This is a genomic window from Micromonospora pattaloongensis, from assembly GCF_900107255.1.
GTDB lineage: Bacteria > Actinomycetota > Actinomycetes > Mycobacteriales > Micromonosporaceae > Micromonospora_I > Micromonospora_I pattaloongensis.
Window position 1 is genome coordinate 117192 of sequence record NZ_FNPH01000010.1, and the last position, 26019, is coordinate 143210.

At 74.8% G+C, this 26019-nt stretch carries 29 protein-coding genes; 9 read left to right on the top strand and 20 right to left on the bottom strand.

Annotated features, from left to right (window positions below; translation table 11 throughout):
- Positions 1-47 precede the first annotated feature (47 nt).
- On the bottom strand, positions 48-956 hold the full coding sequence (locus BLW47_RS20875; protein ID WP_091560775.1) for an ADP-ribosylglycohydrolase family protein: 909 nt from the start codon (positions 954-956) through the stop codon (positions 48-50).
- 74 nt (positions 957-1030) lie between these two features.
- On the opposite strand from BLW47_RS20875, the gene BLW47_RS20880 reads away from it, so the two are divergent.
- On the top strand, positions 1031-1720 hold the full coding sequence (locus BLW47_RS20880; RefSeq protein ID WP_091560778.1) for a response regulator transcription factor: 690 nt from the start codon (positions 1031-1033) through the stop codon (positions 1718-1720).
- A gap of 29 nt (positions 1721-1749) precedes the next feature.
- Complete coding sequence (locus BLW47_RS20885; RefSeq protein WP_091560781.1) at positions 1750-3138, top strand: HAMP domain-containing sensor histidine kinase; 1389 nt, start codon at positions 1750-1752, stop codon at positions 3136-3138.
- 212 nt (positions 3139-3350) lie between these two features.
- Here BLW47_RS20885 and BLW47_RS20890 read toward each other — a convergent pair whose 3' ends face one another.
- Positions 3351-4373, bottom strand: a complete 1023-nt coding sequence (locus BLW47_RS20890) for an adenosine deaminase (RefSeq protein WP_091560938.1) — start codon at positions 4371-4373, stop codon at positions 3351-3353.
- A 172-nt stretch (positions 4374-4545) separates the two neighbouring features.
- Here BLW47_RS20890 and BLW47_RS20895 point away from each other — a divergent pair, with 172 nt between their 5' ends.
- Positions 4546-5529 carry an aldo/keto reductase gene (locus BLW47_RS20895; RefSeq protein WP_091560785.1) on the top strand — a complete coding sequence of 328 codons (984 nt, stop codon included), beginning with the start codon at positions 4546-4548 and terminating at the stop codon, positions 5527-5529.
- Between the two features lie 35 nt (positions 5530-5564).
- Positions 5565-5768, top strand: a complete 204-nt coding sequence (locus BLW47_RS20900; RefSeq protein ID WP_091560789.1) for a hypothetical protein — start codon at positions 5565-5567, stop codon at positions 5766-5768.
- Between the two features lie 226 nt (positions 5769-5994).
- Here BLW47_RS20900 and BLW47_RS20905 read toward each other — a convergent pair whose 3' ends face one another.
- The 10 genes from BLW47_RS20905 to BLW47_RS20950 all read right to left on the bottom strand — a co-directional run bounded on the left by BLW47_RS20905 (position 5995) and on the right by BLW47_RS20950 (position 13483).
- A complete protein-coding gene (locus tag BLW47_RS20905; protein ID WP_067306996.1) occupies positions 5995-6198 on the bottom strand; it encodes a cold-shock protein in 204 nt (67 codons plus the stop codon).
- A gap of 201 nt (positions 6199-6399) precedes the next feature.
- A complete protein-coding gene (locus BLW47_RS20910; protein WP_091560793.1) occupies positions 6400-7953 on the bottom strand; it encodes an MFS transporter in 1554 nt (517 codons plus the stop codon).
- Positions 7940-8632 carry an LppX_LprAFG lipoprotein gene (locus tag BLW47_RS20915; RefSeq protein WP_091560796.1) on the bottom strand — a complete coding sequence of 231 codons (693 nt, stop codon included), beginning with the start codon at positions 8630-8632 and terminating at the stop codon, positions 7940-7942. Before BLW47_RS20915 ends, BLW47_RS20910 begins: the two co-directional genes overlap by 14 nt.
- 85 nt (positions 8633-8717) lie before the next feature.
- Entirely contained in the window at positions 8718-8990 is a 273-nt protein-coding gene (locus BLW47_RS20920) for a DUF4235 domain-containing protein (RefSeq protein WP_091560798.1), read from the bottom strand.
- A complete protein-coding gene (locus tag BLW47_RS20925) occupies positions 8987-9298 on the bottom strand; it encodes a DUF3618 domain-containing protein (protein ID WP_091560802.1) in 312 nt (103 codons plus the stop codon). Before BLW47_RS20925 ends, BLW47_RS20920 begins: the two co-directional genes overlap by 4 nt.
- Positions 9295-9717 carry a phage holin family protein gene (locus tag BLW47_RS20930; RefSeq protein ID WP_091560941.1) on the bottom strand — a complete coding sequence of 141 codons (423 nt, stop codon included), beginning with the start codon at positions 9715-9717 and terminating at the stop codon, positions 9295-9297. The genes BLW47_RS20925 and BLW47_RS20930 overlap by 4 nt, the downstream gene beginning before the upstream one ends.
- A gap of 68 nt (positions 9718-9785) precedes the next feature.
- Entirely contained in the window at positions 9786-10874 is a 1089-nt protein-coding gene (locus BLW47_RS20935; protein WP_091560805.1) for an S-(hydroxymethyl)mycothiol dehydrogenase, read from the bottom strand.
- A gap of 91 nt (positions 10875-10965) precedes the next feature.
- Positions 10966-12174 carry a mechanosensitive ion channel family protein gene (locus BLW47_RS20940; RefSeq protein ID WP_091560810.1) on the bottom strand — a complete coding sequence of 403 codons (1209 nt, stop codon included), beginning with the start codon at positions 12172-12174 and terminating at the stop codon, positions 10966-10968.
- A gap of 71 nt (positions 12175-12245) precedes the next feature.
- Positions 12246-13067, bottom strand: coding sequence for a DUF1206 domain-containing protein (locus tag BLW47_RS20945; protein WP_091560814.1), 822 nt, complete (start codon positions 13065-13067; stop codon positions 12246-12248).
- A 68-nt stretch (positions 13068-13135) separates the two neighbouring features.
- On the bottom strand, positions 13136-13483 hold the full coding sequence (locus tag BLW47_RS20950) for a hypothetical protein (RefSeq protein ID WP_091560817.1): 348 nt from the start codon (positions 13481-13483) through the stop codon (positions 13136-13138).
- A gap of 103 nt (positions 13484-13586) precedes the next feature.
- Between BLW47_RS20950 and BLW47_RS20955 the strand changes: the two genes are divergently transcribed.
- The 5 genes from BLW47_RS20955 to BLW47_RS20970 all read left to right on the top strand — a co-directional run bounded on the left by BLW47_RS20955 (position 13587) and on the right by BLW47_RS20970 (position 17343).
- Positions 13587-13877: a GNAT family N-acetyltransferase gene (locus tag BLW47_RS20955; RefSeq protein ID WP_091560820.1), complete on the top strand. Its 291-nt coding sequence runs from the start codon at positions 13587-13589 to the stop codon at positions 13875-13877.
- A gap of 50 nt (positions 13878-13927) precedes the next feature.
- Positions 13928-14062 carry a hypothetical protein gene (locus BLW47_RS25845; RefSeq protein ID WP_281247296.1) on the top strand — a complete coding sequence of 45 codons (135 nt, stop codon included), beginning with the start codon at positions 13928-13930 and terminating at the stop codon, positions 14060-14062.
- Between the two features lie 86 nt (positions 14063-14148).
- Positions 14149-15099 (top strand): TIGR03557 family F420-dependent LLM class oxidoreductase, encoded by a 951-nt coding sequence (locus BLW47_RS20960; protein ID WP_091560824.1) that lies wholly within the window; start codon positions 14149-14151, stop codon positions 15097-15099.
- Positions 15100-15162: 63 nt separating this feature from the next.
- Entirely contained in the window at positions 15163-16797 is a 1635-nt protein-coding gene (locus tag BLW47_RS20965) for a RecQ family ATP-dependent DNA helicase (protein WP_091560828.1), read from the top strand.
- Between the two features lie 42 nt (positions 16798-16839).
- The gene (locus tag BLW47_RS20970) at positions 16840-17343 is read left to right on the top strand and encodes a hypothetical protein (RefSeq protein ID WP_091560833.1); all 504 of its coding nucleotides are present in this window, start codon (positions 16840-16842) and stop codon (positions 17341-17343) included.
- A gap of 59 nt (positions 17344-17402) precedes the next feature.
- On the opposite strand, the gene BLW47_RS20975 is transcribed toward BLW47_RS20970, so the two are convergent.
- Genes BLW47_RS20975 through BLW47_RS21010 form a run of 8 tightly spaced genes read right to left on the bottom strand, consistent with a single transcriptional unit; the run spans position 17403 to position 26016 of the window.
- The gene (locus BLW47_RS20975; RefSeq protein ID WP_091560837.1) at positions 17403-18386 is read right to left on the bottom strand and encodes a DNA topoisomerase IB; all 984 of its coding nucleotides are present in this window, start codon (positions 18384-18386) and stop codon (positions 17403-17405) included.
- A complete protein-coding gene (locus BLW47_RS20980) occupies positions 18367-19335 on the bottom strand; it encodes a glycosyltransferase family 9 protein (RefSeq protein ID WP_091560840.1) in 969 nt (322 codons plus the stop codon). The genes BLW47_RS20975 and BLW47_RS20980 overlap by 20 nt, the downstream gene beginning before the upstream one ends.
- Positions 19332-20024 (bottom strand): SDR family oxidoreductase, encoded by a 693-nt coding sequence (locus BLW47_RS20985; RefSeq protein WP_091560843.1) that lies wholly within the window; start codon positions 20022-20024, stop codon positions 19332-19334. The genes BLW47_RS20980 and BLW47_RS20985 overlap by 4 nt, the downstream gene beginning before the upstream one ends.
- A complete protein-coding gene (locus tag BLW47_RS20990; protein WP_091560846.1) occupies positions 20021-21547 on the bottom strand; it encodes a PfkB family carbohydrate kinase in 1527 nt (508 codons plus the stop codon). Before BLW47_RS20990 ends, BLW47_RS20985 begins: the two co-directional genes overlap by 4 nt.
- Positions 21544-22230, bottom strand: a complete 687-nt coding sequence (locus tag BLW47_RS20995) for a D-sedoheptulose-7-phosphate isomerase (RefSeq protein WP_245736846.1) — start codon at positions 22228-22230, stop codon at positions 21544-21546. The genes BLW47_RS20990 and BLW47_RS20995 overlap by 4 nt, the downstream gene beginning before the upstream one ends.
- The gene (locus tag BLW47_RS21000; protein WP_091560851.1) at positions 22227-23444 is read right to left on the bottom strand and encodes a glycosyltransferase; all 1218 of its coding nucleotides are present in this window, start codon (positions 23442-23444) and stop codon (positions 22227-22229) included. Before BLW47_RS21000 ends, BLW47_RS20995 begins: the two co-directional genes overlap by 4 nt.
- Positions 23429-24403, bottom strand: a complete 975-nt coding sequence (locus tag BLW47_RS21005; protein WP_091560854.1) for a glycosyltransferase — start codon at positions 24401-24403, stop codon at positions 23429-23431. The genes BLW47_RS21000 and BLW47_RS21005 overlap by 16 nt, the downstream gene beginning before the upstream one ends.
- Complete coding sequence (locus tag BLW47_RS21010; protein WP_091560857.1) at positions 24400-26016, bottom strand: HAD-IIIA family hydrolase; 1617 nt, start codon at positions 26014-26016, stop codon at positions 24400-24402. Before BLW47_RS21010 ends, BLW47_RS21005 begins: the two co-directional genes overlap by 4 nt.
- Between the last annotated feature and the right edge of the window lie 3 nt (positions 26017-26019).

Below are 26019 nucleotides of genomic sequence, written 5' to 3' on the forward strand. Positions count from 1 at the left end.
GGTTGTCATCGCGTGGGGAGGGGAACCGTCGGCGTCCGCGCGGGCGGTCAGCGCACCCAGGCCGGGAGAGGCTCGCGCGCCGCGATCCACTCCCGCGGCACCCCGCCGTCGGCGCCGACGCCCGTGTGGGCCGCGACGATGCCGCCCACGATCGCCGCGGTGGTGTCCATGTCGCCGCCGGCCGCCACGCACGCCCGGACCGCGGCCGGGTAGTCGTCGAGGAAGGTGGCGGCCGCCCAGAGCGTGAACGGCACCGTGTCCTGCGCGGTCGCCGCGGACCCGTTGCCCAGCTCGTACGCCGCCTCGGTGGGCGGGCGTCCGAGCAGGCCCAGCGCCCGTTCCAGGCCGCGCCGCACCCGACCCCCCGCCTCGAGCACGCCGGCGACCACCTCCAGCAGCTCGGGCGGGGCCGGCCGGTGGCCGGAGAGCCGGGCCTTGGCGGCGAGCGACGCGGCGACCGCGACCGCCACCGCGCCGGCGATGCCCTCGGGGTGGGCGTGCGTCACCTCCGAGGCCGCGACGGCCTCGGCCGCGGCGTGCGCGGTGGAGTCGGCGAAGTACGCGCCCAGCGGCGCGACGCGCATCGCCGCGCCGTTGCCGCACGAGCCCTGCCCGTCGAAGGCGGTCGACGCGGCGATCGGCCACGGCGTGCCGGAGCGGATCAGCCGCAGGATCGTCACCGCGCCCGGCCCGTACCCGCGATAGGGCTCGCACCGCCGCGCGAACGACATCGCCAGCTCGTCGCGGTCGATCGTGCCGCGCGCCGCGAGCATGGCGAAGATCGAGCACGCCATTTCGCTGTCGTCGGTCCACTCCCAGACGGGATCCGGCGGTGCGGCGTCGCGCGGAATCCCGGGCACGAAGTACTGCGCCCCGAGCGCGTCGGCCACCGACAGGCCCGTCAGGCTGTCGCGTGCCAGGCCGAGACGGGCGTCGTCGTACAGCGTGAACGTCATGTCCTATCGATCATCTCCGACCCCGGCGCACCGGCGCAACGCCGCAGACTTGCCAAGGGCAGTACCGTCTTCGCATGGCCACGGTACTTCTCGTCGAGGACGACCATGTCGTGCGCGGCGCGATGCTGCGGTCGCTGGCCGACCGCGGGCACGCCGTGCACGCCGTCGGCACCGCCCTCGACGCGTTGCGCCGGGTCGCCGCCGAGACCCCCGACCTGGTCGTGCTCGACCTCGGGTTGCCCGATCTCGACGGGGCCGACGCGTTGCGGATGCTGCGGGGCATCACGGACATTCCGATCATCATCGCGACGGCCCGCGACGACGAACAGTCGGTGGTGCGGCTGTTGCGGGCCGGCGCCGACGACTACATGGTCAAGCCCTTCACCGGCGCCCACCTGGACGCCCGGATCACCACCGTGCTGCGCCGGGTCGGGCGCGCCAGCCGTACGGTTCAGCCGGCGGTGCACGAGGTGGGGGGCCTGCGCGTCGATGTCGGCGAGCGCACGGCGCACCTCGACGGGGTCCCGCTGTCGCTGACCCGCAAGGAGTTCGACCTCCTGGCCTATCTCGCCGCCCGACCCGGCCGCGTAGTGTCCCGCCGGGAGCTCTTGGAGGAGGTATGGCGACAGCCATCGGTCGGCGAGGACCAGACCATCGACGTTCATCTGTACTGGCTGCGCCGCAAGTTGGGCGAGTCCGCGGCGAAGCCGCGCTACCTGCGCACCGTGCGGGGGGTCGGCTTCAGGTTGGTGGTACCGGACTGAGGCCCGCGCTGGCCTACCTCACGGCCGGCATGACCGCCCTCGTGGCGCTGGCCTTCCTCGTACCCCTCGGCGTGCTGCTCGACCGCGGCACCCGCGCCGCGGCCCTGGCCGACGCGGCCCGGCGCAGCGGCGTCGTGGCCGGCGCGCTCGCCGTCACCGCCGACCCCGCGGCCGTGACCCGGGCCGCCACCGCGGCCAGCGCGGACCCGGCCGGGCGACCCGTGGTGCACGGGGTGAACGCCGGCGGGCAGCCGCGCGCCGGCGCCGCGGACGTCGCGCGGGCCACGCGGGAGCGGACCGTCGTGGTCGCCGACGTCTCCGGTGGCGTGGTCCGGCTCGAGCCGGTCACCGTCGGGCGCTCCGTCGTCGTGGTCGAGGTCTTCGTCACCGAGGCCGCGCTCACCGCCGGGAGCGGCGGTCACTGGCTGCTGCTCGCCGGCATCGCACTCGGGCTGGTCGTGGCCGCGGTGGTCGTCGTCGACCGGCTCGCCGCCCGCACCGTCGCGTCCGCGCGCGGGCTGGTCGAGGCGGCCATGGCCGTCGGCGACGGTGACCTCGCGGTACGGACCCAGCCCAGCGGGCCGCGTGAGCTGGCCGAGGCGGGTTACGCCTTCAATCGGATGGCCGACCGGCTGGTCACCTCCCGCACCAACGAGCGCGAGCTCGTCGCCGACCTGTCGCACCGGCTGCGGACCCCGCTGACCGTCCTCCGTCTCGACGCCGACGCGCTGGACTCGGACGACACCAGCGTCGGCACCTTCTCGGCCGCGGAGCTGGATCGCCGCCGCACCATCCGGCGGATCCGCCAGGCGATCGTCACGCTCGAGGGCGAGATCGACGTCCTGATCAACACGACCCGCAAGGCGGTCGCGCACGAGGCCGCGCCCGGGATGTGCGACGCGAGCGAGGTCGTACGCGAGCGGATGAAGTTCTGGGCCGCGCTCGCCGGCGACCAGAACCGCCCGCACAAGGTGGTGGGGGCGCACCTGCGCATCCCGGTGGCGGTGCAGCGCGCCGAGCTGGCCGCCGCCCTCGACGCCGTGCTCGGCAACGTCTTCCGCTACACGCCGCAGGGCACCGCCTTCGAGGTGGCGGTCTCCCGGCGGGACGGCTACGTCGCGATCCGGGTCGACGACGCGGGCCCCGGCATCGCGAACCCGGACCGGGCGCTGCGGCGCGGCGCCAGCGACCAGGGTTCGACGGGGCTCGGCCTGGACATCGCCCGCCGGGTCGCGCAGCAGGCCAACGGGTCGGTCAGCATCGACCGCGCCGGGCTCGGCGGCGCCAGCGTGGTGATGCTGCTCGCGGACGCCGACGCCACGCCGCGTCAGGTCAGCCGTTTCGGGCTCGTCGGCCGGCGCGCGCGGGAGCGCGACCCCGGGCAGCGGCGCTGGCCGCGGCAACGCGCAACGGACTGAGCGTAGGCATCGACAGGCGTTCCTGAGGTCTTCCTTAGGTCTCGGTTAACGCCGTTCCGGGGCCCGCCCTCGCGGTGGCAGCATCGATGACGATCCCATCCGGTTCCCGGACCAATGCCCGCAATCTCATCCCACACCCTGGTCCGGGAAGCGTCGCGCGCGGCGGGGCCCGGTCCCCCCTCATCAGCCGGCCCCGCCGCGCGCCCACCCGGCTACGCGTTGGTGGCGGTGTAGGCGTCGATCTCGGCGGTGAGGCGGGACTTCTCCGGATCGGGGAGGAACGAGGCGGTGACGGCGTTGCGCGCGAGCGCCGCCAGCCCGTCCGGCCCGCAGTCCAGCAGCCGCGCCGCGACCGCGTACTCGTCGTTGAGCGTGGTGCCGAACATCGGCGGGTCGTCGCTGTTGACCGTGACCAGCAGGCCGGCGTCGACCATCTGCCGCAACGGGTGCTCGTCGATGGTGGCCACGGCCCGGGTGCGCACGTTGGAGGTCGGGCAGACCTCCATGCCGATCCGCCGCTCCGCCAGGTGCGCCATCAGCGCCGGGTCGTTGACGCAGGAGATGCCGTGCCCGATCCGCTCCGCGCCGAGCTCCCGTAGCGCGTCCCAGATCGTCTCCGCGCCCGTGGTCTCCCCCGCGTGCGGCACCGAGCGCAGCCCGGCCGCCCGCGCCGCGTCGAAGTACGGCTTGAACTGCGGCCTCGGCACCCCGATCTCCGGTCCGCCGAGACCGAAGCTGATCAGCCCGTCGGGGCGCTCGTCGAGCGCGATCCGCAGCGTCTCCTCGGCGGCCGGCAGTCCGGCCTCGCCGGGGATGTCGAAGCACCAGCGCAGCACGATGCCCAGCTCGGCCTCGGCGCGCATCCGGGCGTCCTCGATCGCCTCGCAGAACGCCGGCGCGGGGATGCCCCGCTTCACGTGCGAGTACGGCGTGAGGGTCAGCTCCGCGTACCGGACCTGCTGGCGGGCCAGCTCGCGGGCCACCTCGTAGGTGAGGATCCGGACGTCCTCGGGATCGCGGACGAGGTCGACGACGCTGAGGTAGATCTCGATGAAGTGCGCGAAGTCCCGGAACGCGAAGTAGTCGGCGAGGGCGGCCGGGTCGGCGGGGACCGGCGTGCTTCCCTCGTGCCGGGCCGCCAGCTCCGCGACGATGCGCGGCGAGGCCGAGCCGACGTGGTGCACGTGCAGCTCCACCTTGGGCAGTCCGGCGATGAAGGACGTCAGGTCGGTCACCACTGCTCCTGAGAAGACGGGCCCGGCGGGCGACGGTCGGGGACGGGCGCCCGCGCGGGCGACGAGGAAGACCCCGCGGAACGGGAAGGACCCGAGGTTATCGCGGACCTCAGCGCGGGGCCGCGCGACGGCCGCCGTGCGCCCCCCGCCACCCCGGCGTTAGGCTCAGCGCGTGGAGATCCGCACCTTTCCCCGCCTGGGCCGCGACGTCGGCGTGATCGGTCTCGGCGCCTGGCAGCTCGGCGCCGACTGGGGCGACGTGAGCGAGGACGACGCGCTGGCGACGCTGACCGCCGCCGTCGACGCCGGCGTGACGTTCCTGGACACCGCAGACGTGTACGGCGACGGCCGCAGCGAGCGCCTCATCGGCCGCTTCCTCCGCGACCGCCCCGGCGCCGGGCTCACCGTCGCGACGAAGATGGGTCGGCGGGTGCCGCAGGAGCCCGGTAACTACACCCTGGACAACTTCCGGGCCTGGACCGACCGTTCCCGGGCCAACCTGGGCGTCGAGACCCTCGACCTGGTCCAGCTGCACTGTCCGCCCACCCCGGTGGTGCACAGCGACGCCGTCTTCGACGCCCTCGACACGCTCGTGCAGGAGAAGCGGATCGCCGCGTACGGCGTCAGCGTCGAGACCGTCGACGAGGCGCTGGCCGCGATCGCCCGGCCGCACGTGGCCAGCGTGCAGATCATTCTGAACGCGCTGCGGCACAAGCCGCTGGAGCGGGTGCTCCCGGCGGCGGGCGCCGCCGGGGTCGGCATCATCGCGCGGGTTCCGCTCGCCAGCGGGCTGCTCTCCGGCCGGTACGACGAGAACACCCGGTTCGCCGCCGACGACCACCGCAGCTACAACCGCAACGGAGAGGCGTTCGACGTCGGCGAGACGTTCTCCGGTGTGGACTTCCGGACCGGGCTGGAGGCGGTGCGGCGGCTGCTGCCGCTGGTGCCCGCCGGTGCCACGATGGCGCAGTTCGCGCTCCGGTGGCTCGTCGACCAGCCCGCGGTGACCGTGGTGATCCCGGGCGCGCGCAATCCCGAGCAGGCTCGGGCCAACGTGGCCGCCGCCGATCTGCCGCCGTTGTCCGCGGAGGCGACCGCGACGATCGCGGCCGTCTACGACGAACTGATCCGTCCCCAGGTGCACCACCGCTGGTAGCCCGCACCCGGCACGGCGGAGAGGAGGAGGCGGTGATGCGGGGCTGGCTCGCCCTGGCGTTCGGGTTGCTGGCCGTCGTGGTCGGCGCGCTCTGGACGGTGCAGGGCCTGGGTTACCTCGACGGCAGCATGATGAGCGGCCGGACGGCGTGGGCGGTGATCGGCCCGCTCGTGTCGCTGGCCGGGCTGCTCGTGCTCTGGCTCGCGCTGCGGGCCCGCCGCCGGACCCCGTCGGCGTAGCGCCCCGGCCGCGAGCCGCCGCCCGTGGCGCGTGGCGGCGTGGCGCGTGGCGGCGTGGCGGCGTGGCGGCGTGGCGGCGTGGCGGCGTGGCGGCGTGGCGGCGTGGCGGCGTGGCGGCGTGGCGGCGTGGCGGCGGACAGCGTTGAGCCCCGCGCACCGAGGGGTGCGCGGGGCTCGCCTGACCGTGGGACGGTCGGTGGTTAGGCCGGTGCCGGCCTACCCGGGATCAGAGCGGGCGAACCTGCTCAGCCTGCGGGCCCTTCTGGCCCTGGGCGATCTCGAACTCAACCCGCTGGTTCTCCTCCAGCGAGCGGTAGCCGCTCGACTGGATCGCCGAGAAGTGGACGAAGACGTCCGCGCCCCCGCCGTCGACGGTGATGAAGCCGAAGCCCTTGTCAGCGTTGAACCACTTCACGGTTCCCTGCGCCATGTGTATCTCCTTCATAAAACTGGCGGCCGAGCACGCCATGCGGCCGGTTGGCCGTTTTCGAGCAGCGGCGCCTGAGGGCCCCCGGAAGGAGACTTCTCACCCCGCACCGTCGCGTGACGATGGGGTCCAGCAAACCACGTACGCAAAAACTTCGAACAGTCTACCCGACAACCCGCCCCGTGATGTGCCCCGCAGGGCGGTTCAGGCCGCCTCGCGCCGTCCGTCCAGGGCGAGGGCGACGAGCGCGCCGAGCGCGCAGAGCACCGCGGTCGCGGTGAATATCTCCGCGTACTCGGTGCGCAGCGCGGCGCGCACCGCGTCGGCGTACCCGTCGAGCTGCCGCTGGTACTCGGCGCGGGAGACCCCGAACGGCAGCGGGGTGGCGAGGTCGGCCGTCAGCTGCTGGAAGCGGTGCAGCCCCCAGGCGGTCAGCGCGGCGACCCCGACCAGCATCCCCATCATCCGGGCGACCACCACGGCGGCCGAGGCGATGCCGTGCTGCGACGGCGGGGTGGCACGCAGGACCGCGGCCGACAGCGGCGCGACCACGAGTCCGAGCCCCGCGCCGGCCAGCACCAGATCGGTGTCCACCCGCGGCAGGCTGAGGGGACCGAACCCGTGCCGGGCGGCGGCCAGGTCCGCCGGCCAGCCGGCGATCGCCAGGTACGCCGCGGCGGCCAGCAGCAGGCCGGCGACGGTCACCGCGCGTTCCCCGCCGCGGCGGGCGAGGAACCCGCCGACGACCGCGCCGATCGGCAGCGCGACCAGGAACCGGGTGAGCAGCAGCGCCGCGTCGACCGCGTCGCGCCCGAGCACGGTCTGGGCGAGCAGCTGGACGTCGACCAGCGTCACCATCAGGGCGGCGCCGGCGAGCCCGCTCGCGCCGAGCGCGGCCAGGAACGGCCGGGCGCGCACCCCGGCCGGGTCGAGCAGCCGGGTGGCGGCCCGGGACTCCCAGACGGCGAAGCCGGCCAGCAGCACGACCCCCGCGGCCAGGGTCGCCGGGCCCCACGGGGGCAGCACGGCCCGCTGCGGATCCGGGTTGTAGAGGCCGACGACGAGCAGTCCGAGCGCCACCGCCAGCAGCGCCCCGCCGACCGCGTCCACCCGGGGCGGCGGTCCGACCCGCGGCCGGCCCGGCGGGACCGACCGGTGAACCACGACGGCGGCGAGCGCGGCGAGCGGCAGATTGATCCAGAAGACGCCCCGCCAGCCGACGAGGACGGCCAGCCCGGCGCCGTAGAGCGGCCCGAGCACGCTGCCCAGCTCCTGGGCCGCGCCGACCAGGCCGAGCGCCACCGGCCGGCGGGGGGCCGAGACCACATCGGAGACCAGCGCCATCGTCACCGGCAGCAGCGCGCCGCCGGCGAGCCCCTGCAGGGCCCGGCCCGCGACCAGCGCCGGCATCGAGTCGGCGTACGCGGCGAGCGCGGAGCCCGCGGCGAAGCCGGCGAGGCAGGCCAGGATCAGCGGCCGCCGGCCGTACCGGTCGGAGAGGCGGCCCAGCAGCGGCATCCCGGCGATGTAGCCGAGCAGGTAACCGGTGACGATCGGGGTGGCCCGCTCCAGGCGGTTGAGCGGCACCCGCAGGTCGCGCAGGATCTCCACGAGCAGGGTGACCACGACGTACGCGTCGAGCGCGGCGAGCAGCACCGCCACCCCACCGGCGCCGATCGCGAACCCGCGGCGCGCCGCACCGCCACCGGCCAGCGCCGCGACCCGGGTGTCGCAGCGGGCAGGGTCAGACGGGGGCATTGATGGTGACGGGCTCGTCGTAGCCGGTGAGGTTCACCGTGATCGTGCCGGTGCGGTTGCGTACCGGCAGCTCGATGCGGTGCAGCAGCCGCCGGTCCGCGCCGACCCAGAGGGTGCCGGTGATCTGCTCGTTCAGTCCCGGTACGAGCGTGGTCAACGCTTTGGTGTCGAAGGTGGCCCGGATCCGGTAGGTGTCCACCCCGTCCACCGACTCGCGCGCCTCGGTACGGCCGTCGCGGGCGGTCGCGACCACGTGGGCGACGCCGCGGTCGGGGTCGAGCAGCGCGGACGGGTCGTAGACGCTCGCCGCCGCGGCGAGCGGCAGCTTCTGCCAGCCGCCGGTGAGCCCCTTGACGTACAGCTGGTCGCCCTTGACCACGAAGTTCAGCTCCACGGGGTTGCCGCCCTGGGCCAGCTGCGCGGTCCCCTCCGCGTCGCCGGCCCGGGTGATCACGCCCTTGGCGCCGGCGATGCCGAGCATCTCCCCCGCCCCGCTGGTCGTGATCTCGAACCGGGCGGTTCCCACGGAGCGCAGCTCGGTGGCGCAGCCGGAGAGCAGCTCGGCCGCCGGGGGCAGGTCGCCGGTGGCGGCACGGTCATCCCCGCGGTCGCCGCGGGTGCAGCCGGCGAGCGCGGTCAGGGTCACGAGGACGGCCGCGAGCGCGGCGAGTCGGCGCATGCACGGATGCTACCCATGCGCGGAAGGACCATTCGCCGCCGTCGAGGCGGGGAATGGTCCTTCCGGATCGGGTTCGCGGGCGCGGTCAGTCCGGCCACTGGCCGGTGAGCCGGCGTACGCCGGTCGCGCCGGCGCGGTCGACGGCGGCGCGCACCGCCCCGAAGATCGCCCCCTGCACCGCCGCGGCGGCGACGATCTCGCCCCACCCGCGGTGCTCGTCGGTCGGGTCGGGCGCCTCGCCGTCGCCGCCCGTCATCTTCCAGACCTGCTTGAACAGCGCCCCGGCGAGCGCGCCGGCCGCGATGCCCAGCACGATCCCGACCGGCCGGTACGCGATCTTGCTGACCGTGTTGCTCACCTGCGCCTCCCTCGCATCAGCACCACCAGAACCGTGGCCGCGGTCGCGGCCACGGCGATGAGCGCCCAGGGCACCGCGTTGCGGCGCGCCTTCTCGCCCGTGCCCCGCACCGACTCCCGTACCACGTCGGCGGTGTGCGCGGCCTGGTCCTGGATCCGCTGTTTCGTCCGGTCCGCGGATTCCCGCATCCGGGCCTTCACGTCGACCCTCGCGGCCAGCGCCTGCACGGTCTCGCCGAGCTCGGCCCGGGTCTGCCGGATCTCGGCGCGCAGCGCCTCCACGTCTCCGCTTCCGTTGCCGCTGCTCATGTCCGCCGCCGCGCCCTGACCGCATCACTGACCGTCTGCACATCGGCGCGCACGCCGTCGGCCGCCGCGGTCGGCATCGGCGGCACCGCCTGCGTCACCTGCTTCTTGCCGGCCAGCGCGAGCACCCCGGCGACGGCGAAGAGGGCGACCGCGACGATCAGCGCCGCCACCCAGGCCGGCATCGCCAGGGCGAGCAGCAGCACGACCGCGGCGATCAGCGTGCCGAGGCCGAAGAGCGCGACGACGCCGCCGCCACCGAGCAGCCCGGCGCCGACACCCGCGTGCTTGCCCTTCTCGGCCAGTTCCATCCGCGCCAGCGTGAGCTCGTCGCGGACCAGCCGCGATATCTGTTCGCTGGCGTGCTGCACCAGCTCAGCGGTCGACTGCTGGGCAGGCGGCCGGTTCAGGACGTCGGCCATGGTGTCCTCCTTTCCGAGACACGGGGTGTATGCCCCCATTCCACGGCGTGCAATCCTGAACGCGAAGATCACCCGAGCACGACGACGCTGCGCAGCACCTCGCCGCGCTGCATCCGCCCGAAGGCGCCCTCGACGTCGTCGATCCCGATCGTCTCCGTGACGAACAGGTCCAGCGGCAGCCGTCCCTGCCGGTAGAGCGAGATCAGCATCGGGAAGTCCCGCGACGGCAGGCAGTCGCCGTACCAGGAGGGTTTGATCGCCCCGCCCCGGCTGAAGACGTCGAGAAGAGGCAGCGACAACGGCATGGCCGGGGTCGGCACGCCCACCAGGACCAGCGTGCCGGCGTAGTCGCGGGCGTAGAACGCCTGCATGAACACCTCGGGGCGGCCGACGGCGTCGATCGTGACGTTCACGCCGTGCCCGTCGGTGAGGGCGCGCACCGCGTCGATCGCGTCCCGCTCCCGTGAGTTGATCGTGTGGGTGGCGCCGAACTGCCGCGCCCACCGCAGCTTCCGCTCGTCGATGTCGATGCCGATCACCGTGGTGGCCCCGGCGAGCACCGCCCCGGCGATCGCCGCGTCGCCCACCCCGCCGCAGCCGAAGACCGCCACCGAGTCGCCGTATCCGACCGCGCCGGTGTTCACCGCCGCGCCGATCCCGGCCATCACGCCGCAGCCGAGCAGCCCGGCCGAGGTGGCGGGGGCGTGCGGGTCCACCTTGGTGCACTGCCCGGCCGCGACCAGCGTGGTCGGGGTGAGCGCGCCGATGCCGAGCGCGGGGGTGAGCGTCGTGCCGTCGAGCAGGGTCATCGGCTGACGGGCGTTGTGGGTGGCGAAGCAGTACCAGGGACGGCCGCGGCGACACGAGCGGCACCGCCCGCACCACGCCCGCCAGTTGAGGATGACGAAGTCGCCGCGGGCAAGGTCGTGCACGTCGTCGCCGACCGCCTCGACGACGCCCGCCGCCTCGTGTCCCAGCAGGTACGGGTAGTCGTCGCCGATGGCGCCGTCGCGGTAGTGCAGGTCGGTGTGGCACACCCCGCACGCCTGCACCGCGACCAGCACCTCCCCCGGCCCGGGGTCCGGCACGATGATCGTCTCGACCGTCGCGGGGGCGTTCTTGGCGCGGGCCACCACCGCGGGAACCTCAGTCGGCATGCGCGGAACCCTCCCTGGCGGGATCGTCCTGGCGGGGGCGGCAGAGTTCCGTCGTACCAGAGGCGGGCGCGCGCCGAGCGGGAAACGGCCGCTACCGCAGCGCGTCGACCGGCTCCTCCGGGCCGACGAACGCCTCGCTGCGCGCGTCGCCGTCGTCGCTGCCGCCGAAGACCCGCGCGTCGTCGGGCACCTCCGGCGCCGCCGCGGCGCCGGCCGTGCGCCGCCGGGGGCGCGCCGAGTTCTTCCACTGCCAGTCGAGGTTGCTGTTCGCGTCGCCGAACTCGGCACGGACCCGTGGCATCGCGGTCGGCCGCTGCTCGCGCAGCCACTGGACCATGTGTTCGCGGACCACGCAGCGCAGATCCCACAGGCTTCCCGCGTCGGGGGCGCTGACCAGCGCCCGCAGCCGCACCATGCCGCCGGTCGCGTCGGTGACCTGCAGCACGCACACCCGCCCGTCCCACAGCTCGTTCCCCTCGACCAGCCGACGAAGCTCCTCGCGCATGGTCTGGACGGGCACCGACCAGTCGACGTCGAACTCGGCGGTGCCGAGCACGGCCGCGCGGGTGCGGGTCCAGTTCTGGAACGGCTTGGTGGTGAAGTACGAGGTGGGCAGGATCAGCCGCCGGTCGTCCCAGATGTGCACCACGACGTAGCTCAGGGTCAGCTCCTCGATTCGGCCCCACTCCCCCTCGACGACCACCACGTCGTCGATCCGGACCGCGTCGCTGAACGCCAGCTGCAGGCCGGCGAAGACGTTGCCGAGGACGCTCTGCGCGGCGAGCGCGGCCACCACACCGATCACACCGGCGGAGGCGAGCACGCTGGTCCCCACGCCGCGCACGCTCGGGAAGGTCATCAGCATCACGCCGATGGCGAGGACGGCGATCACCGCGACGGTCAGCCGGCGCAGCATCACGACCTGGGTGTGGACCCGCCGCGCGTGCCGGTTGTCGGCCACGTCGATGCGGAAGCGGGCCAGCGCGGTGTCCTCGGTGACCAGCAGCAGCGACGCCACCAGCCAGGCCGTCGAGGCGATCACCGCGAGGACGAGGACGTGGAGCACCGCGGCCAGCCACGGCTCGCGGGCCGCCGTGCCGGTGCTGAGGCGGACGGCGAACTGCACGGCCAACACGGTGGCTGCGACCTGGAACGGCCGGTGCGAGTGTTCGGCCAGCTCGCAGAGGAGGAGCGAGCGTCTACCGAGCCGGCGGACGACTCGGTGCACCACCTCCACCAGGAGCAGAGCGATCGCCGCCGCGGCGAGCACGGCGGCGATCACGGTCAGCACGGTCGGCACGGGCAACCCCCTGAACAAGCGGCTCGATCAAAAAACCGCTAGTTTGCCCGATGCGGCCGGATTCAATCGCATTAAACCTGTCGATACTTGGCCTGCACGAGGCAGAACGCCGCGAACGCCCCGATCCCGAGCGCCACGAGCGTGAGCAGGCTCGCCCCGTACGGCTGCTCCCGCAGCGCGCGCAGCGCCGCGTCCAGCCCGCGCGCCTTGTCCGGGTCGTACGTCACCGCGGCCCCGATCACGAGCGCGCCGGCGACGCCGTACGCGACGCCCTTCGCGGCGTAGCCCGCGACCCCCAGTCGCCGCGCCAGCCGCCGGGTGCCGGCGCTCATCCGCCCGGTCTCCAGGTGCTTCTCGAAGCGCTTGATGACGCCGTAGACCACCAGCCCGACCCCGAGACCGGCCAGCGCCAGCCCGAGCAGCGCCACCAGCCACCGGCCGCCCGCCGAGCCCATCAGCCGTTCGCTGAGCGCCTGCTGCTTGTCGGCGCTGCTGGCGGCGGCGTGCCGGTGGACCTGGTACGCCGTCCACGCGAAGTACAGGTAGACGGCGGTACGGCCGGCCGAGGCGACGCGCTCGAAGACGCGCTCCGCCCCGCGGTCGGCCCGGTGCCCGATCGCCGCCTCGAACGCCTGCCACAGCGCCATCGCGGCCAACCCGACCGCGACGGCCACCACCAGGAACCGGCCCAGTGGTTGCTGGGCGAGCAGCTTCAGCGCCCCGGACTGGTCGCCCTCGCCGGCCGGCGTGCCGAAGGCGATCTGCAGCGCCAGCCAGGCGAAGAGCAGGTGCACGATCCCGTAGCCGACGAACCCGCCGCGGGCGAGCAGCTCGAGCGGGCGACTGCGCGCCATCCGGGAGGCGCCGGCGTGTGCATCAAGACTCAACGACATGGCCGGTGCATTCACCGACCCGGATGATTTTCAAACGCCGCGGCGCCGGATCCGGCGCCGGGTGACGTTCAGTTCCGGGCGACCCGGATCGCCACCTTGTCGGCGGTCACGCTCTCCAGCGTCACCGCCAGGCCGCCCACCTCGGTCGCCTGCTGGCCGACGGTCAGCGCCAACTGCTCCCCCGCGACCTCGACGGTCACCCGGTCGCCGTCGGCGCCGACGAGCTTCGCCTCCACGCCGAGGATGTTGGCGCTCGCCTCGACGCCACGGTTGAAGGTGACGGTGCAGGCGTCCAGCCCGCAGTCGGTGGAGGCGCCCTCGGAGCTGCAGCCGGCGAGGACGGCGGCGGCGAGGGCGAGGCCGGCGGCGAGCGCCGCGACCCGACGGACAGGGGCGGGCGAGGGGCGAGAGCTCATGGACACCCCACCGAGGGTACGGGGTGGCTGCCAGCGCCTTTCCTGGCACGCGCGCGGGTGCGGCCCCGTAGGCTGGAGCTGCGGTGGAAGGGGGGTCGGGCCGGTGAGTGTCCTGGTCGAAGACAATCCCGCGCGACGGCGGTTCGAGATCCTGGTCGACGGCAGCCTGGCCGGCTTCGCCTCCTACGAGCTGCGGCAGGACACGGTGATCTTCCTGCACACCGAGGTCGACGCGGCCCGGCAGGGGCAGGGCATCGGCACGAACCTGGCGCAGGGCGCGCTCGAACAGGTGCGTGAGCGCGGCGAGCGGGTGATCCCACGGTGCCCGTTCATCGCCGGCTACATCGAGCGCAACCCGCACTACGCCGATCTCCTGGAGATCGAGACAGCCTGAGGCCGCGCGCGGGGCTGTCGGCGGCCGGCCGGGCGTGCGACAGTGCCGGGATGCGACAGATGGTTCTCGCGGCCCAGGACGTGAGTTGGCACGACATCCCGGCCGTGAAACTGCTCGGCGGGGTGCTCGGGATCCTGCTGCTCGTCGCGGCCCTCCGGTCGATGTTCGGCAAGGGCGGGCGCTGACACCCGTTCGGGTCCACCCACGCATGCCGCCGCGACAATCGGGTATTGCCCGCCCATCCGCGACACGACGGCACCGGGGGTATCGGATGCGCATCGGCTACATGCTGTCCAGCGAGGAGTTCGGCCCGGCGGAGCTGCTGGCACAGGCGCGGGCCGCCGAGCGGGCCGGGTTCCAGGGTTTGTGGATCTCCGATCACTTCCACCCGTGGAACGACGCGCAGGGGCAGAGCCCCTTCGTCTGGTCGATGATCGGCGCGCTGAGCCAGGTCTGCCGGCTGCCGGTGACCACCTCGGTGACCTGTCCGACCATGCGCATCCACCCGGCGATCATCGCGCAGGCCGCCGCGACCGCCGCCGTCCTGCACGAGGGGCGTTTCGTGCTCGGCGTCGGCACCGGCGAGGCGCTCAACGAGCACATCTACGGCGACGCGTGGCCGTCGGCCAGCGTCCGGCTCGACATGCTCAAGGAGGCCGTCGAACTCATCCGGGAACTCTGGAAAGGCGAGTTCGTTCACCACGACGGCGAGCACTACACCCTGGAGAACGCCCGGATCTACACGCTGCCCGACAAGCCCCCGCCGATCTACGTCTCCGGCTTCGGTCCCCGATCGGTCAACCTCGCCGCCCGGATCGGCGACGGCTACATCGGCACCATGCCCGACGCCGAGCTGGTGCGGCGGTTCCGGGGGGTCGGCGGCGGCGAGAAGCCGTGCCAGGCCGGGTTCAAGGCCGCCTTCGCCGACAGCGAGGACGAGGGCATGCGGATCGCGTACGAGCGCTGGCCCAACGCCGGGCTCCCCGGCGAGCTCTCCCAGGTGCTGCCGTCCCCGCGCCACTTCGAACAGGCCAGCCAGCTCGTCCAGCCGGAGATGATGAAGAAGTTCTTCGTCTGCGGCAACGATCCCGAGGCGCACCTGAAGCAGATCGAGACGTACAAGCAGGCCGGCTACGACGAGCTCTACGTGGCCAACACCGGGCCACACTACGAGGGCTTCATGAAGATGTACGCCGAGCACGTGCTGCCGAACGTGCGCTGAGCGTCTGCGTCGTAGCGGGCGCGTCGTTTCGGGCGGGCGCACGCCGGGTAACCACGCATCCCGATGAAGCACCCGCTGCACGCCCCCCGCCTGCGCCTCGCCGCCCGGCAGCGCTTCGGCTGGCGAACCCTGCGCCCGCACCAGCTCACCGCGATGCGGGCGGTGATGCGCCGCCGCGACGCCCTCGTGGTGCTCCCCACCGGCGCCGGGAAGTCCGCCGTCTACCAGATCCCCGCCACGCTGCTGCGCGGCCCGACCGTGGTCATCTCGCCACTGCTCGCCCTTCAGCAGGACCAGATCAGCGCGCTCAACGACCGGGGCCACCCGGACCTGCGCGCGGTGCGGGTCAGCTCGGCCGAGACGCCGAACCAGCAGGCCGCCGCCCTGGAGGACATCCGGCAGGGGCGGGCGCGCTTCCTGTTCATCACCCCGGAGCAGCTCAGCTCCCCCGACCGGCTGGCCGAGGTCCGCGCGCTGCGTCCCGCGCTGGTCGCCGTCGACGAGGCGCACTGCATCTCGGCGTGGGGGCACGACTTCCGGCCCGACTACCTGGCGCTCGGTCATCTGATCCGCGGCCTCGGCCGGCCGCCGGTCGTGGCGCTGACCGCCACCGCCTCCCCACCGGTCCGGGACGACATCCTCGACCGGCTCGGCCTCGACGACCCGGAGATCATCATCTCCGGGCTGGACCGCCCGAACCTCTTCCTGGAGGTCGCGCACTGCCCCACCGAGGAGTACCGGTGGCGGCGGCTCGTCGCGCTGCTGGAATCCGAGCAGCGCCCCGGCATCATCTACGCGCCGACCCGGCGCGCCGCCGAGGAGCTCGCCGGTCGGCTCGACGCGGCCGGCTTCCCCGCGGAGTTCTACCACGGCGGCATGCCGGCGGGCGCCCGCGAGACGCTGCACGAGCGGTTCCTCGACGACCAGGTCCCGATCATGGTAGCCACGTCGGCGTTCGGCATGGGCATCGACAAGCCCAACATCCGCTGGGTGGCGCACGTGGCGCTGCCCGACTCGCCCGACAGCTACCTGCAGGAGATCGGCCGGGCCGGCCGGGACGGCGAACCGGCGCGGGCGCTGCTGCTGTGGCGGGCCGAGGACATCGGGCTCCAGCGGTTCTTCACCGGCGGCCTCCCCGACGCGAAGGAACTGACCGAACTCGCCGCGCTGCTCGCCACCGGCCCGACCACCCGGACCGCGCTGCGGGAGCAGACCGGCCTGTCCGCGCGCAAGCTCGGCCAGCTGCTCGCCCTGCTCGAACAGGTCGGCGCGTGCACCCGGCGCGGCACGAAGCTCTCCGTCGGCCGGTACGCCCCCGCGCCCGCGGACGCGGCCCGGGCGGCCGTGGCCGAGGCGGAACGGCAGCAGGCGGTGCAACGCTCGCGTACGGACATGATGCGGGCCTTCGCCGAGACCCGCGCCTGCCGCGGCCAGACGCTGCTCGCCTACTTCGGCGAGCACATGTCCACTGTGTGCGAGCACTGCGACAGCTGCCACGCCGGCAGCAGCAGCGCCGAGACCATCGCGGACGGGCCGTTCCCGGTGCACAGCACGGTCCGGCACGCCGAATGGGGCGCGGGGATGGTGCTCGGGTACGAGGAGGACCGGATGACGGTGCTCTTCGACGACGTGGGATACAAGACGCTGTCCGTGCCGGTCGTCAGCGAGCAGGGACTGCTGGCCGTCGAGGCCGGCTGAACTAGGCTGTCCGGGTCAAATTTCTCCGAAAGGGGCGTACCAGTGACGGAGCTTCCGGTCTTCGCCGAACTCGGGTTCTCCGACGACGAGTGGGGGCTGCTCGTGGGGCTGCCGCAGGCGGTGCTCACCGCCGCCAGCGCGGCCGAGTCCGACGGCGGACGCCGCACCCGCGCGGAGAACGCCGCCGGCCTGGAGGCGATCGCCGCCGGCCGGGAGGAGAGCAGCCCGCTGGTGCGCGCGGTCGCGCAGGAGGTCGTCTCGCGCGTCGGCGACCCCGAAACCGGCGAGGAGCTGCCGGTCATCGAGCCGGAGGACCCGAAGGCGATGATCGGCGACGTGCTCGATCGGGCGCGTACGGCGGCGATCCTGCTCGCCCGGCGGGTGGACGAGGGCGAGGCGGGGGCGTACAAGCACTGGCTGGTCGGCATCGCCGAGCAGGTGGTCACCGCGGCGCCGACCGGCGGAATGCTCGGCATCGGCGGCGACATCGTCAGCGACTCGGAGCGCCGCTTCCGCGACGAACTGTCGCACGTGCTCAACGACTGACCGCGGCGCGCACGCAGCGACCGGCTCCGCGGTGAGTGTCGATGCGACCCTCGCAGCGGCTACTCCTCGCGGAGCAGGTCGAGCACCGCGCGTTCCGCCTTTTCCTGACCGGCGCCGTCCGGGATGTCGGCGGACACCCCGTCCTGGTAGAGGTCGACCACCCGCGGGTCCACATAGGAGGCGCGGGCGACGGTCGGGGTGTTGCCGAGCAGCTCCGCCACCTCGCGCATCACCCCGGCGACCGTCCGCTTGCGTTTCGCCGCCGCCCGTTGCGGACCGGCCGCGGCCAGCAGCGTGGCCGCGCGGACGGTGGCGTGCCAGGTGCGGAAGTCCTTCGCGGTCATCTCGCCGCCGCTCGCCTCCCGCAGGTACGCGTTGATCTCGTCGCTGTGCACGTCGTGCCAGGACCGCCCGTCCCAGTAGCCGAAGAGCCGCTCCGCCCGGCGCCGCCGGCGCCGCAGCTCGCGCAGCACCGCACAGACGTCGGCGTCCTCGACGCGCCGCATCTGTTCGATCCCGCCCTTGGCGGTGAACTCCAACACGATGCAGCCGCGCTGGCCCCGGACGTGCTCCGGGCGCAGCGTGGCGACGCCGAAGGTCGGATCGTCGCCGGCCGCGTACTGGTCGCTGCCGATCCGGAACATCCCCATGTCCAGCAGCCGCGTCACCGTCGCGAGCACCCGCTCCTGGCACAGCCCGCGACCGCGCAGGTCATGGTCGACCCGCTCGCGCAGCGCCGGCAGCCGGGTCGCCACCTCCAGCACGTGGTCGAACTTCGCCTCGTCCCGCCTGGTCCGCCACACCGGGTGGTAGAGGTACTGCTTGCGGCCGGCGGCGTCGACGCCGGTGGCCTGGATATGGCCGTTGGGGCGCGGGCAGATCCACACGTCCCGCCAGGCGGGCGGGATCACCAGGCCGCGCAGCCGCGCCAGCTCGTCGGGATCGGTGATCGGCCGGCCGTCGCAATCGAGAAAGGTGACGCCGCGTCCGCGCCGCCGCCGGGTGTAGCCCGGCTTGTTGAGATCACTGCGCCGCAGTCGCATCGGACACCGCTTGGAGCCGGGGGGTAGCGGCCACGTCGACCTGCTGTGCCGCGGCGAGGACCGCGTCCACGCCGATCGCCGCCAACGCCGGGTGTGTCCCGGATTCACACCTCATGGAACCGAGATTCTCACACCACAGAACACGGTGCCACCGGTGCACGACCGGCGGGCCCCAGCGCGCCGGGGAGGTCGGCCCGAAGAGCAGGACCGAGGGGGTGCGGTAGGCGGTCGCCAGGTGACCGACGCCGGTGTCCGCGCTGATCAGCAGACGCGCCCGGGAGATCAGGTCGGCGAGCTCCGCGATCGGGGTACGGCCGGCCAGCACCGCCGTCGGCGGCAGCCCCGCCAACGCCGCCACCCCGGCGGCGAGCGGCCGGTCGGCCGCCGAACCGCTGACGACCACCCGGTGGCCGTCGGCCACCAGCCGACGGGCCAGCGCGGCGAACCGCGCCGGCGGCCAGCGCCGCTGCGGCTCCTTGCAGCCGGGGTGCAGCACGGTGACCCCGGAGGGCAACGGTCCGGGCGGCGGCCGGCGCAGCGCCAGGTCGCCGGGGTCCGACGCGACGCCGTACCAGCTCAGCAGCCGGCACCAGCGCCGTGTCTCGTGCTCGTCCCCGATCCACCTCGGACCGTCGAGGTGTCCCGCCTCGCGACACCGGAAGGCCCGCAGCAGCCGCGGGGCGGCCGCGCGCAGCAGCCGGTGCGACTGCGGCCCGCGGCCGTGCAGGTTGACCGCCCAGTACGGCGGCGGCACCGGCCACCGGTACGGGGCCAGCCCGGCCACCGGCACCAGCCGGTCGATCCCGCCGACCAGCTCGACCAGCGGGGCCAGCCACTGCGGCGCCGCCAGCGCCAGGGTCCGGTCCGGGAACGCCCGCCGCAGCCCGCGCAGCGCCGGAACGGCGGTGGCCAGATCGCCGATCCCCAGCGCCCGCAGCACCAGGATCACGGATAGGAGACCTCCCGGTCCGCGCAGACCACCAGCTCCCGCACGGCGCAGCCCGGTGGCTGCTGCAGCGCGAACAGCACCGCCGCCGCCACATGCGCGGGATCGTTGAGCACCGCGTCCGCGCCCGGCTTGTACTGCTCGTCGCGGTCGTCGAAGAACGCGGTGCGCATGCCGCCGGGGATCAGCAGGGTCACCCCGACCGTTCCGGCCAGCTCGGCCGCCAACGCGCGGGTGAAGCCGACGACGCCGAACTTCGCCGCGCAGTACGCGGTCGCGTCGCTCACCGCCTTCACGCCGAGCGTCGAGGCGACGGTGACCACCGAGCCCCCCGCGCGCTCCAGATAGGGCAGGGCCGCCCGGATCACGGCGGCGGTGGCGAGCAGATCGATCGCCACGGTCCGCTCCCAGACCTCCGCCGGCACGTCGGCGAGCCGCCCGGGCACGTCCACCCCGGCGGCGGTGACCACCCCGTCCAGCCCGCCGGCCGACTCGGCCAGCCGGCGCGTCGCCGCCTCGGCCGCCCGGGTGTCCGCCAGGTCGCACTCCTGCCACGGCACGCCGTCGGCCGGTGCCCGCCGGTCCAGCACGTACGGCCGGCCGCCGGCCTTGCCCACCGCCGCCACGACCGCGGCCCCCAGCCCGCTCGACCCGCCGGTCACCAGCACGGACGGTCCGGGCGCGGCGGTCATCGCGGCTCCTTCGCGCCCCGCCCGCGCCCCGAACGGGCGGCGGCGATCATGCCGGTGGTCGAGTGACCGTCGAGGTACGGCACGATCGCGGTCTGCCCGCCCCAGCGCCGCACCAGCGCCGCCTCCGGCAGGTCCGCCTCCCCCGCCCCGCCGCCCGCGTAGTCGCCCCCCTTGACCCAGATGTCCGGGCGCAGCCAGGAGAGCACCGCGTGCGGCGTCGACTCCTCGAAGATCACCACCGCGTCGACGCAGCCGAGCGCGGCCAGCAGCCGCGCGCGGTCGGACTGCGGCACCACCGGCCGCTCCGGACCCTTCAGCGACGCCACGCTGGCGTCGGAGTTCAGGCACACGACCAGGCAGTCGCCGAGGCGGCGGGCGGCCTGCAGCGCGGCGACGTGGCCGGCGTGCAGCAGGTCGAAGCAGCCGCCGGTGGCCACGACGGTGCCGCCGCGCGCGCGGACCGCCGCCGCCACGCCGCCGGCCGCGTGCGCACCGATCCGGTGTGCGCCCTCCGGCCCCGCCCCCGACGCCGCCCGGCCGGGCGGGGCCGCGTGGACCGGCGCGGACCTGGACCGGCCACCGTGGACCAGCGCGGGCGCGTGAGCGGACGCGGGCGCGTGAACGCCCGGGCCGGCGCGCAGGGCGGCCGTGACGCCCCCGGCGGCGACGTACGCCGTCGCCTGTTCGACCGCCGCCTGCACCGCCTCGGAGACGACCGCCCCGTCGGCCAGCGCGGCCGCCGCGACCGCGGCGAACCGGTCCCCCGCCCCGCAGGTGTCCCCCTGCGCGCTCCCGGTGGTCGCCACCACCAGCGGCGTCGACCCGGCATGGCAGAGCAGCGCCCCCTCCCCGCCCATCGTCACCGCGACCGCCGCCGCCCGCCAGCGGCGCCGCAGCTCCTGCGCTCCCCGCGACGCCGCGGAGAGCCGGGACACCCCGGAGATCTCGCCGGTGAGCTGGCGCACCTCGGTCTCGTTCGGGGTCGCCAGGCGTACCCCCGGCACCGCGGCCGCGCCGCGCGGGTGCGGATCCCACACGATCGGCGCGGCGGCGCCGACGAGCGCGGCGCGCAGCGTCGGCTGCCGCGCGACCCCGCGGCCGTAGTCGCTGACCACGATCGCCGCCGCCCCGGCCAGCGCCTCCAGCACCGCCTCCGACGGCTCCCCCGGCGGCGTCGGCGGGCCGCCGCGGTCCAGCCGCAGCAGCACCTGCCCGCGGGTACGCAGCCGAATCTTCTCGGGCGTCGTCCCGGTCAGCGGCAGCGCGTACAGCTGCACGCCGGCCGCGGTGAGCATCTCGCTCAGCCGCGCCCCGCCGGCGTCATCGGCCAACGCCGTGACCAGGTGCACCTCGAAACCCTGCCCGGCGGCGAGCAGCGCCGCCAACCCCGCGCCGCCCGGACGCTCCACACTGGACCGCTCGTCGAGCACCGGCGCCGGCGCGTCCGGGCAGACCCGCTGCACCGCGCCGTCCACGTCACGGTCCAGGAGGACGTCACCGACGACCACGAGGCGCGCGGTCACGCCCCGGCCCCGCTCGCGGCGACCCCGGCCGGACGGGACGCCGCCTCGGGCGCCGGCACCGCGACCACGGCGCGACGGCGCCGCCGCGGCGCGCTGCCGCCCAGCACGGCGGGCAGGCTCCGGTCGACGTGCTCGCAGAGCACGTGCACCGAGACCAGCTGCAGCTCCTGCACCACCTGGGGGTCGGCCGACTGCACCGCCAGCACGTCGGCGCCGCTGTCGGCGAGTGGGTTGGGCGCGGGCCCGGTGCAGGCCCAGCAGCGCATCCCGAGCTCGGTCGCGGCACGCGCGGCGGCGAGCAGGTTCGGGCTGGCCCCGCTGGTCGACAGCAGCAGCAGGATGTCACCGCGGCGGCCGTGCGCGCGCACCTGCCGCGCGAAGACCTCCTCGTAGCCGAAGTCGTTCGCGATCGCGGTCAACGACGAGGTCTCCGCGGTCAGGGCGATCGCCGACAGCGGCGTACGGTCCTCGCGCAGCTTCCCGACCAGCTCGGCCGCGAGGTGCTGGGCCTCGGCGGCACTGCCGCCGTTGCCGGCCACCAGCAGCCGACCCCCGTGCGCCAACGTCCAGGCCAGCTCGCTGCCCCACCGGCCGAGCGTGCCGGCCGCCTCCCGGTACGGCAGCAGCGCCGCCGTCAGCCCGGCCAGGTGCGCGTCGAGCACCTCCAGGTGATCCGGGTTCACGCCACCACCTCCGTCGGGTGCCGCACCTGGCTCACCGCGGCGTAGACCCCGCCGAGCTGCGCCGCCGCGCGCTGCCAGGTGAAGCATTGCCGCGCCCGGTCGAGGGCGGCCGTGCCGTACGCGAAGCGGCGGACCCGGTCGCCCAGCAGCCGGCGCAGCGCGATCCCCAGCGCGCGCGGATCCCGCGGCGGCACCAGGTCACCGGTGAGCCCGTCGATGACGGTGTCGTTGAGCCCGCCCACCCCGGTGGCGACCACCGGCACCCCGCAGGCCATCGCCTCCAGCGGGGTGAGCCCGAACGGCTCGTACCAGGGCGCCGCGGCCAGCACGTCGGCCGAGCGGTACCACAGCGGCATCTCCTCGCGGGGCACCGCGCCGACCAGCCGTACCCGGTCGGCGACGTGGCACCGCTCCGCCAACGCCTGCAGCGCCCGCGCCTGCGGGTCGTCGGCCAGCCGGCGGGCGGGCGGCCCCCCGACCACCACGCACTCCGCCTCCGGCACCAGCCGCAGCGCGCTGATCACGTCCTGGAAACCCTTGCGCGGCACCAGCCGGCCGACCGACAGGATCCGGGGTCGGTCCGGCTCGCGCGGCGCGGCCGGACCCTCGGGGGTGAAGGCCGCGTCGTTCACGCCGGACGGCACCACCACCAGCCGCGACCGCGGCACCCCCATCTCGATCAGCTCGCGGACCTCGTCCTGGGACTGCGCGACCACCCGGTCCACCGCGCGACCGAGCGCCCGTTCGTACCCGATCCGCCGGGGCGGGCTGGTGTCCGCCGTCCCCTGGTGCCGACGCTTCACCGTGCCCAGCGCGTGATACGTCAACACCACGGGCACCTCCGTCTGCCGCGCGGCGACCAGCGCGGCCAGCCCGCTCATCCAGAAGTGCGCGTGCGCCACCGCCGGCACCCAGTCGTCGCGCCGCCACTGCCCCGCCAGCCACAATCCGAAGTCCCGCATGTACGGCAGCAGCGCGTCCTTCGGGATCGGCTCCGCGGGACCGGCGGACACGTGCACGACCGTCACACCATTGGTCAGCCGCACCTGCTCCGGCACGTCGGCGGCGTCGCGCCGGGTGTAGACCCGCACGTCGTGCCCGTCGGCGGCCAGCGCGGCGGCCAGCTCCGCCACGTGCGTGTTCTGCCCGCCGGCGTCCTCGCCCCCGAGCGCCGCGAGCGGGCTGGCATGCTCTGAGATCATCGCGATGCGCATAGCTCCTCCTCCAGCAGCCGGTCCCAGTCCGCGAGGAACCGGTCCAGGCCGTAGCGGGCGCGGGCGACCGCCCGGGCCTGTTCCCCGAGCCGGTGGGCCGCGGCGGGCTCGTCGATGAGCCACCGGGCCGCGTCCACCAGCGTGTCGATGCGGGTGGAGAGCACCCCCGCGTCCGGCGGTACGGCGGCGACGGCCTCGGTCGTGGCCAGCACGACGACCGGCATGCCGATCGCCATCGCCTCGATGAGACTCAGCCCGAGCGACGTCCACCGGCACAGATGCAGATAGACGCGGCGCCGTCCGACCTCCGCGTGCATCCGTGCCTGCGGTACGTCGTCGTGGGGGGCGATCTGGCCGTCGGGCAGCTCCAGCCACTGCGGCAGGCCGGCGACGCCCATCCCGAAGACGTCCAGCGGGGCGACCCGGGCGAAGCGCGGCATCAGGTCGGTGCCGGTGACGCGGCCGCGCCGCACCGGTTCGTTGGTCACCACCGCCAGCCGCTCGATCTCGCCGCTGTACGTGGCGGTCGGCTCGACGATGCCGTGCTCGACCACGGTGGTGCGGGTCGCGCCGGTGTGCCAGAAGAGCTCGTTGAAGTGCGTGACGTGGGCGATCACCAGGTCCTCGCGGTCGGCGAGCGGATGCCGGGAATGCGGCACGTCGCGCTTGGGGGTGTTGTGCTCGACGAAGATGGCGGGCAGGTCGCGGCCGACCTCACGGCGCAGCCACCGCGACGCCAGCGCCAGTTCCTCGGGGCGCTGCAGCACCACCAGGTCGACGTCCGCGGTGGCGAGCTGTTCGGGCGTGACCTCCTCGACCGTGTCCGGCCACGGGTACGTGCGGGCGCGGCCCAGCCCGTACGGGCCGCGGTCGGGGGTGACCGGGACGAGGTACCGGTGCTTGCCGTGCACGAAGGCGGTGGTCCACGAGCCGTGCACGTGCCAGACCAGGATGTTCACGGCGCCGCCTGTCCGATCAGCCGGACCGCCGCCACGACGCTGCTCGGCGCCACGTCGGACAGGCACGGATGACCGGGGACCGGACAGCTCGCGGCGCGGGTGTGCCGGCAGGGCGCCGCGGCGTCCCCGAGCCGCACCCAGGGCACCCGGTACGGCCCCCACTGTCCGAACGGGACGGTCGGCGCGAAGAGGCTCACGACCGGCGTGCCGACCGCCGCCGCCAGGTGCGCGGGACCGGTGTTCCCGACCACCATCGCGCCGGCCCGGGCGATGACCGCGGCCAGCCCGGTCAGCGACGTCAGGCCGCCCAGGTCCACCCCGGCCCGGCCGGCGACCCGCGCGCTCAGCTCGCGTTCTGCCGGTCCGCCGGTCACCACCACCCGGTGGCCGGCCGCGGCCAGCGCCTCGACGATCTGTTCGCAGCGCGCCGGCGGGCAGGCCCGCGACTCCACCGACGTTCCGGGGTGCACCACGACGTAGCCGGGTTCGGCCACCGCCTCGTCCGGCGGCGGCGACTCCAGGCACTCGGCGCGCAGCCCCAGCCGCCCGTCGTCGCCGGGCGGCAACGCGAACCCGGCGGCGGCGGCGAGCGACAGCGCCCGTTCCGGCTCCGGGATCCCGTGCGGCACCCGGTGCCGCACGTCCAGCAGCGCGCCCGGATAGTCGTCGCTGATCGCGGCGATCCGGGTGACCCCGGCCATCCGCAGCAGCAGCGCCAGCGGCAGCGGCGACTGGTGGAACGAGGTGAACAGCACCGCCTCGTCGAGCCGGGCCGCGGCGAGCCGCGCCGTCAAGCGCGCCAGCTCGTCCCGGTCGACCGGACCCGGCGCGGGATCGATCCACGGCAGCGGCCATTCGATCAGCTCGTCGACGCCGGGCAACAGCTCGGCGGCGGCCCGGCCACGGGGCCCGCAGAGCATGACGACGCGGTCGGCGCCGGCGGCGACGGCCCGGATCGCCGGCCCGGTGACCAGCACGTCGCCGGCGGAGTCCGCGCGGGCCACCAGTACGCGCCGCGGGCGCCCGACCCGGGCGCCCGCGGCCTGAGCCCCGCTCATCAGTCGCTGGCGTCGGAGAATCAGCTCGACCGCGCCGGCCAGGTCACCGGCGACGGCCGGCGCCGACGCCACTTCCCGCGGCGACGTCTCCGGCGTCGGCACGAGTATCCCGGCGGCGCCCGCCGCGCCCGCCGCGGTCATGTCGCGACCGATGTCGCCGACCACCACACATCGCGCGGGCGTGGTGCCGAGGGCGCGCGCGGCGGCCAGCACCATTCCGGGCGCCGGCTTGCGGCAGGCGCACCCGTCGCCGTCGTCGTGCGGACACACCTGCCACGTGTCGAAGGGCCCGAGCAGCTCCGCGACGCGGGCGTGCACGCGGCGCAGCTCGTCGGCGGTGAACCGGCCGCGGGCGATGCCGGACTGGTTGGTGACCACGCCCAGCCGCAGCCCGGCGGCGCGCAGCCGGTCGAGCGCCGGCCGGGCGCCGGGCATCGGCCGGACCTTCGCCGGGTCCCCGTTGAACGGCACGTCGTGCACGAGGGTGCCGTCGCGATCGAAGAGAACCGCGTCGAAGAGGTCGGGGCCGCCGCGCCCGATTTGGCCGCTTTGCACGGG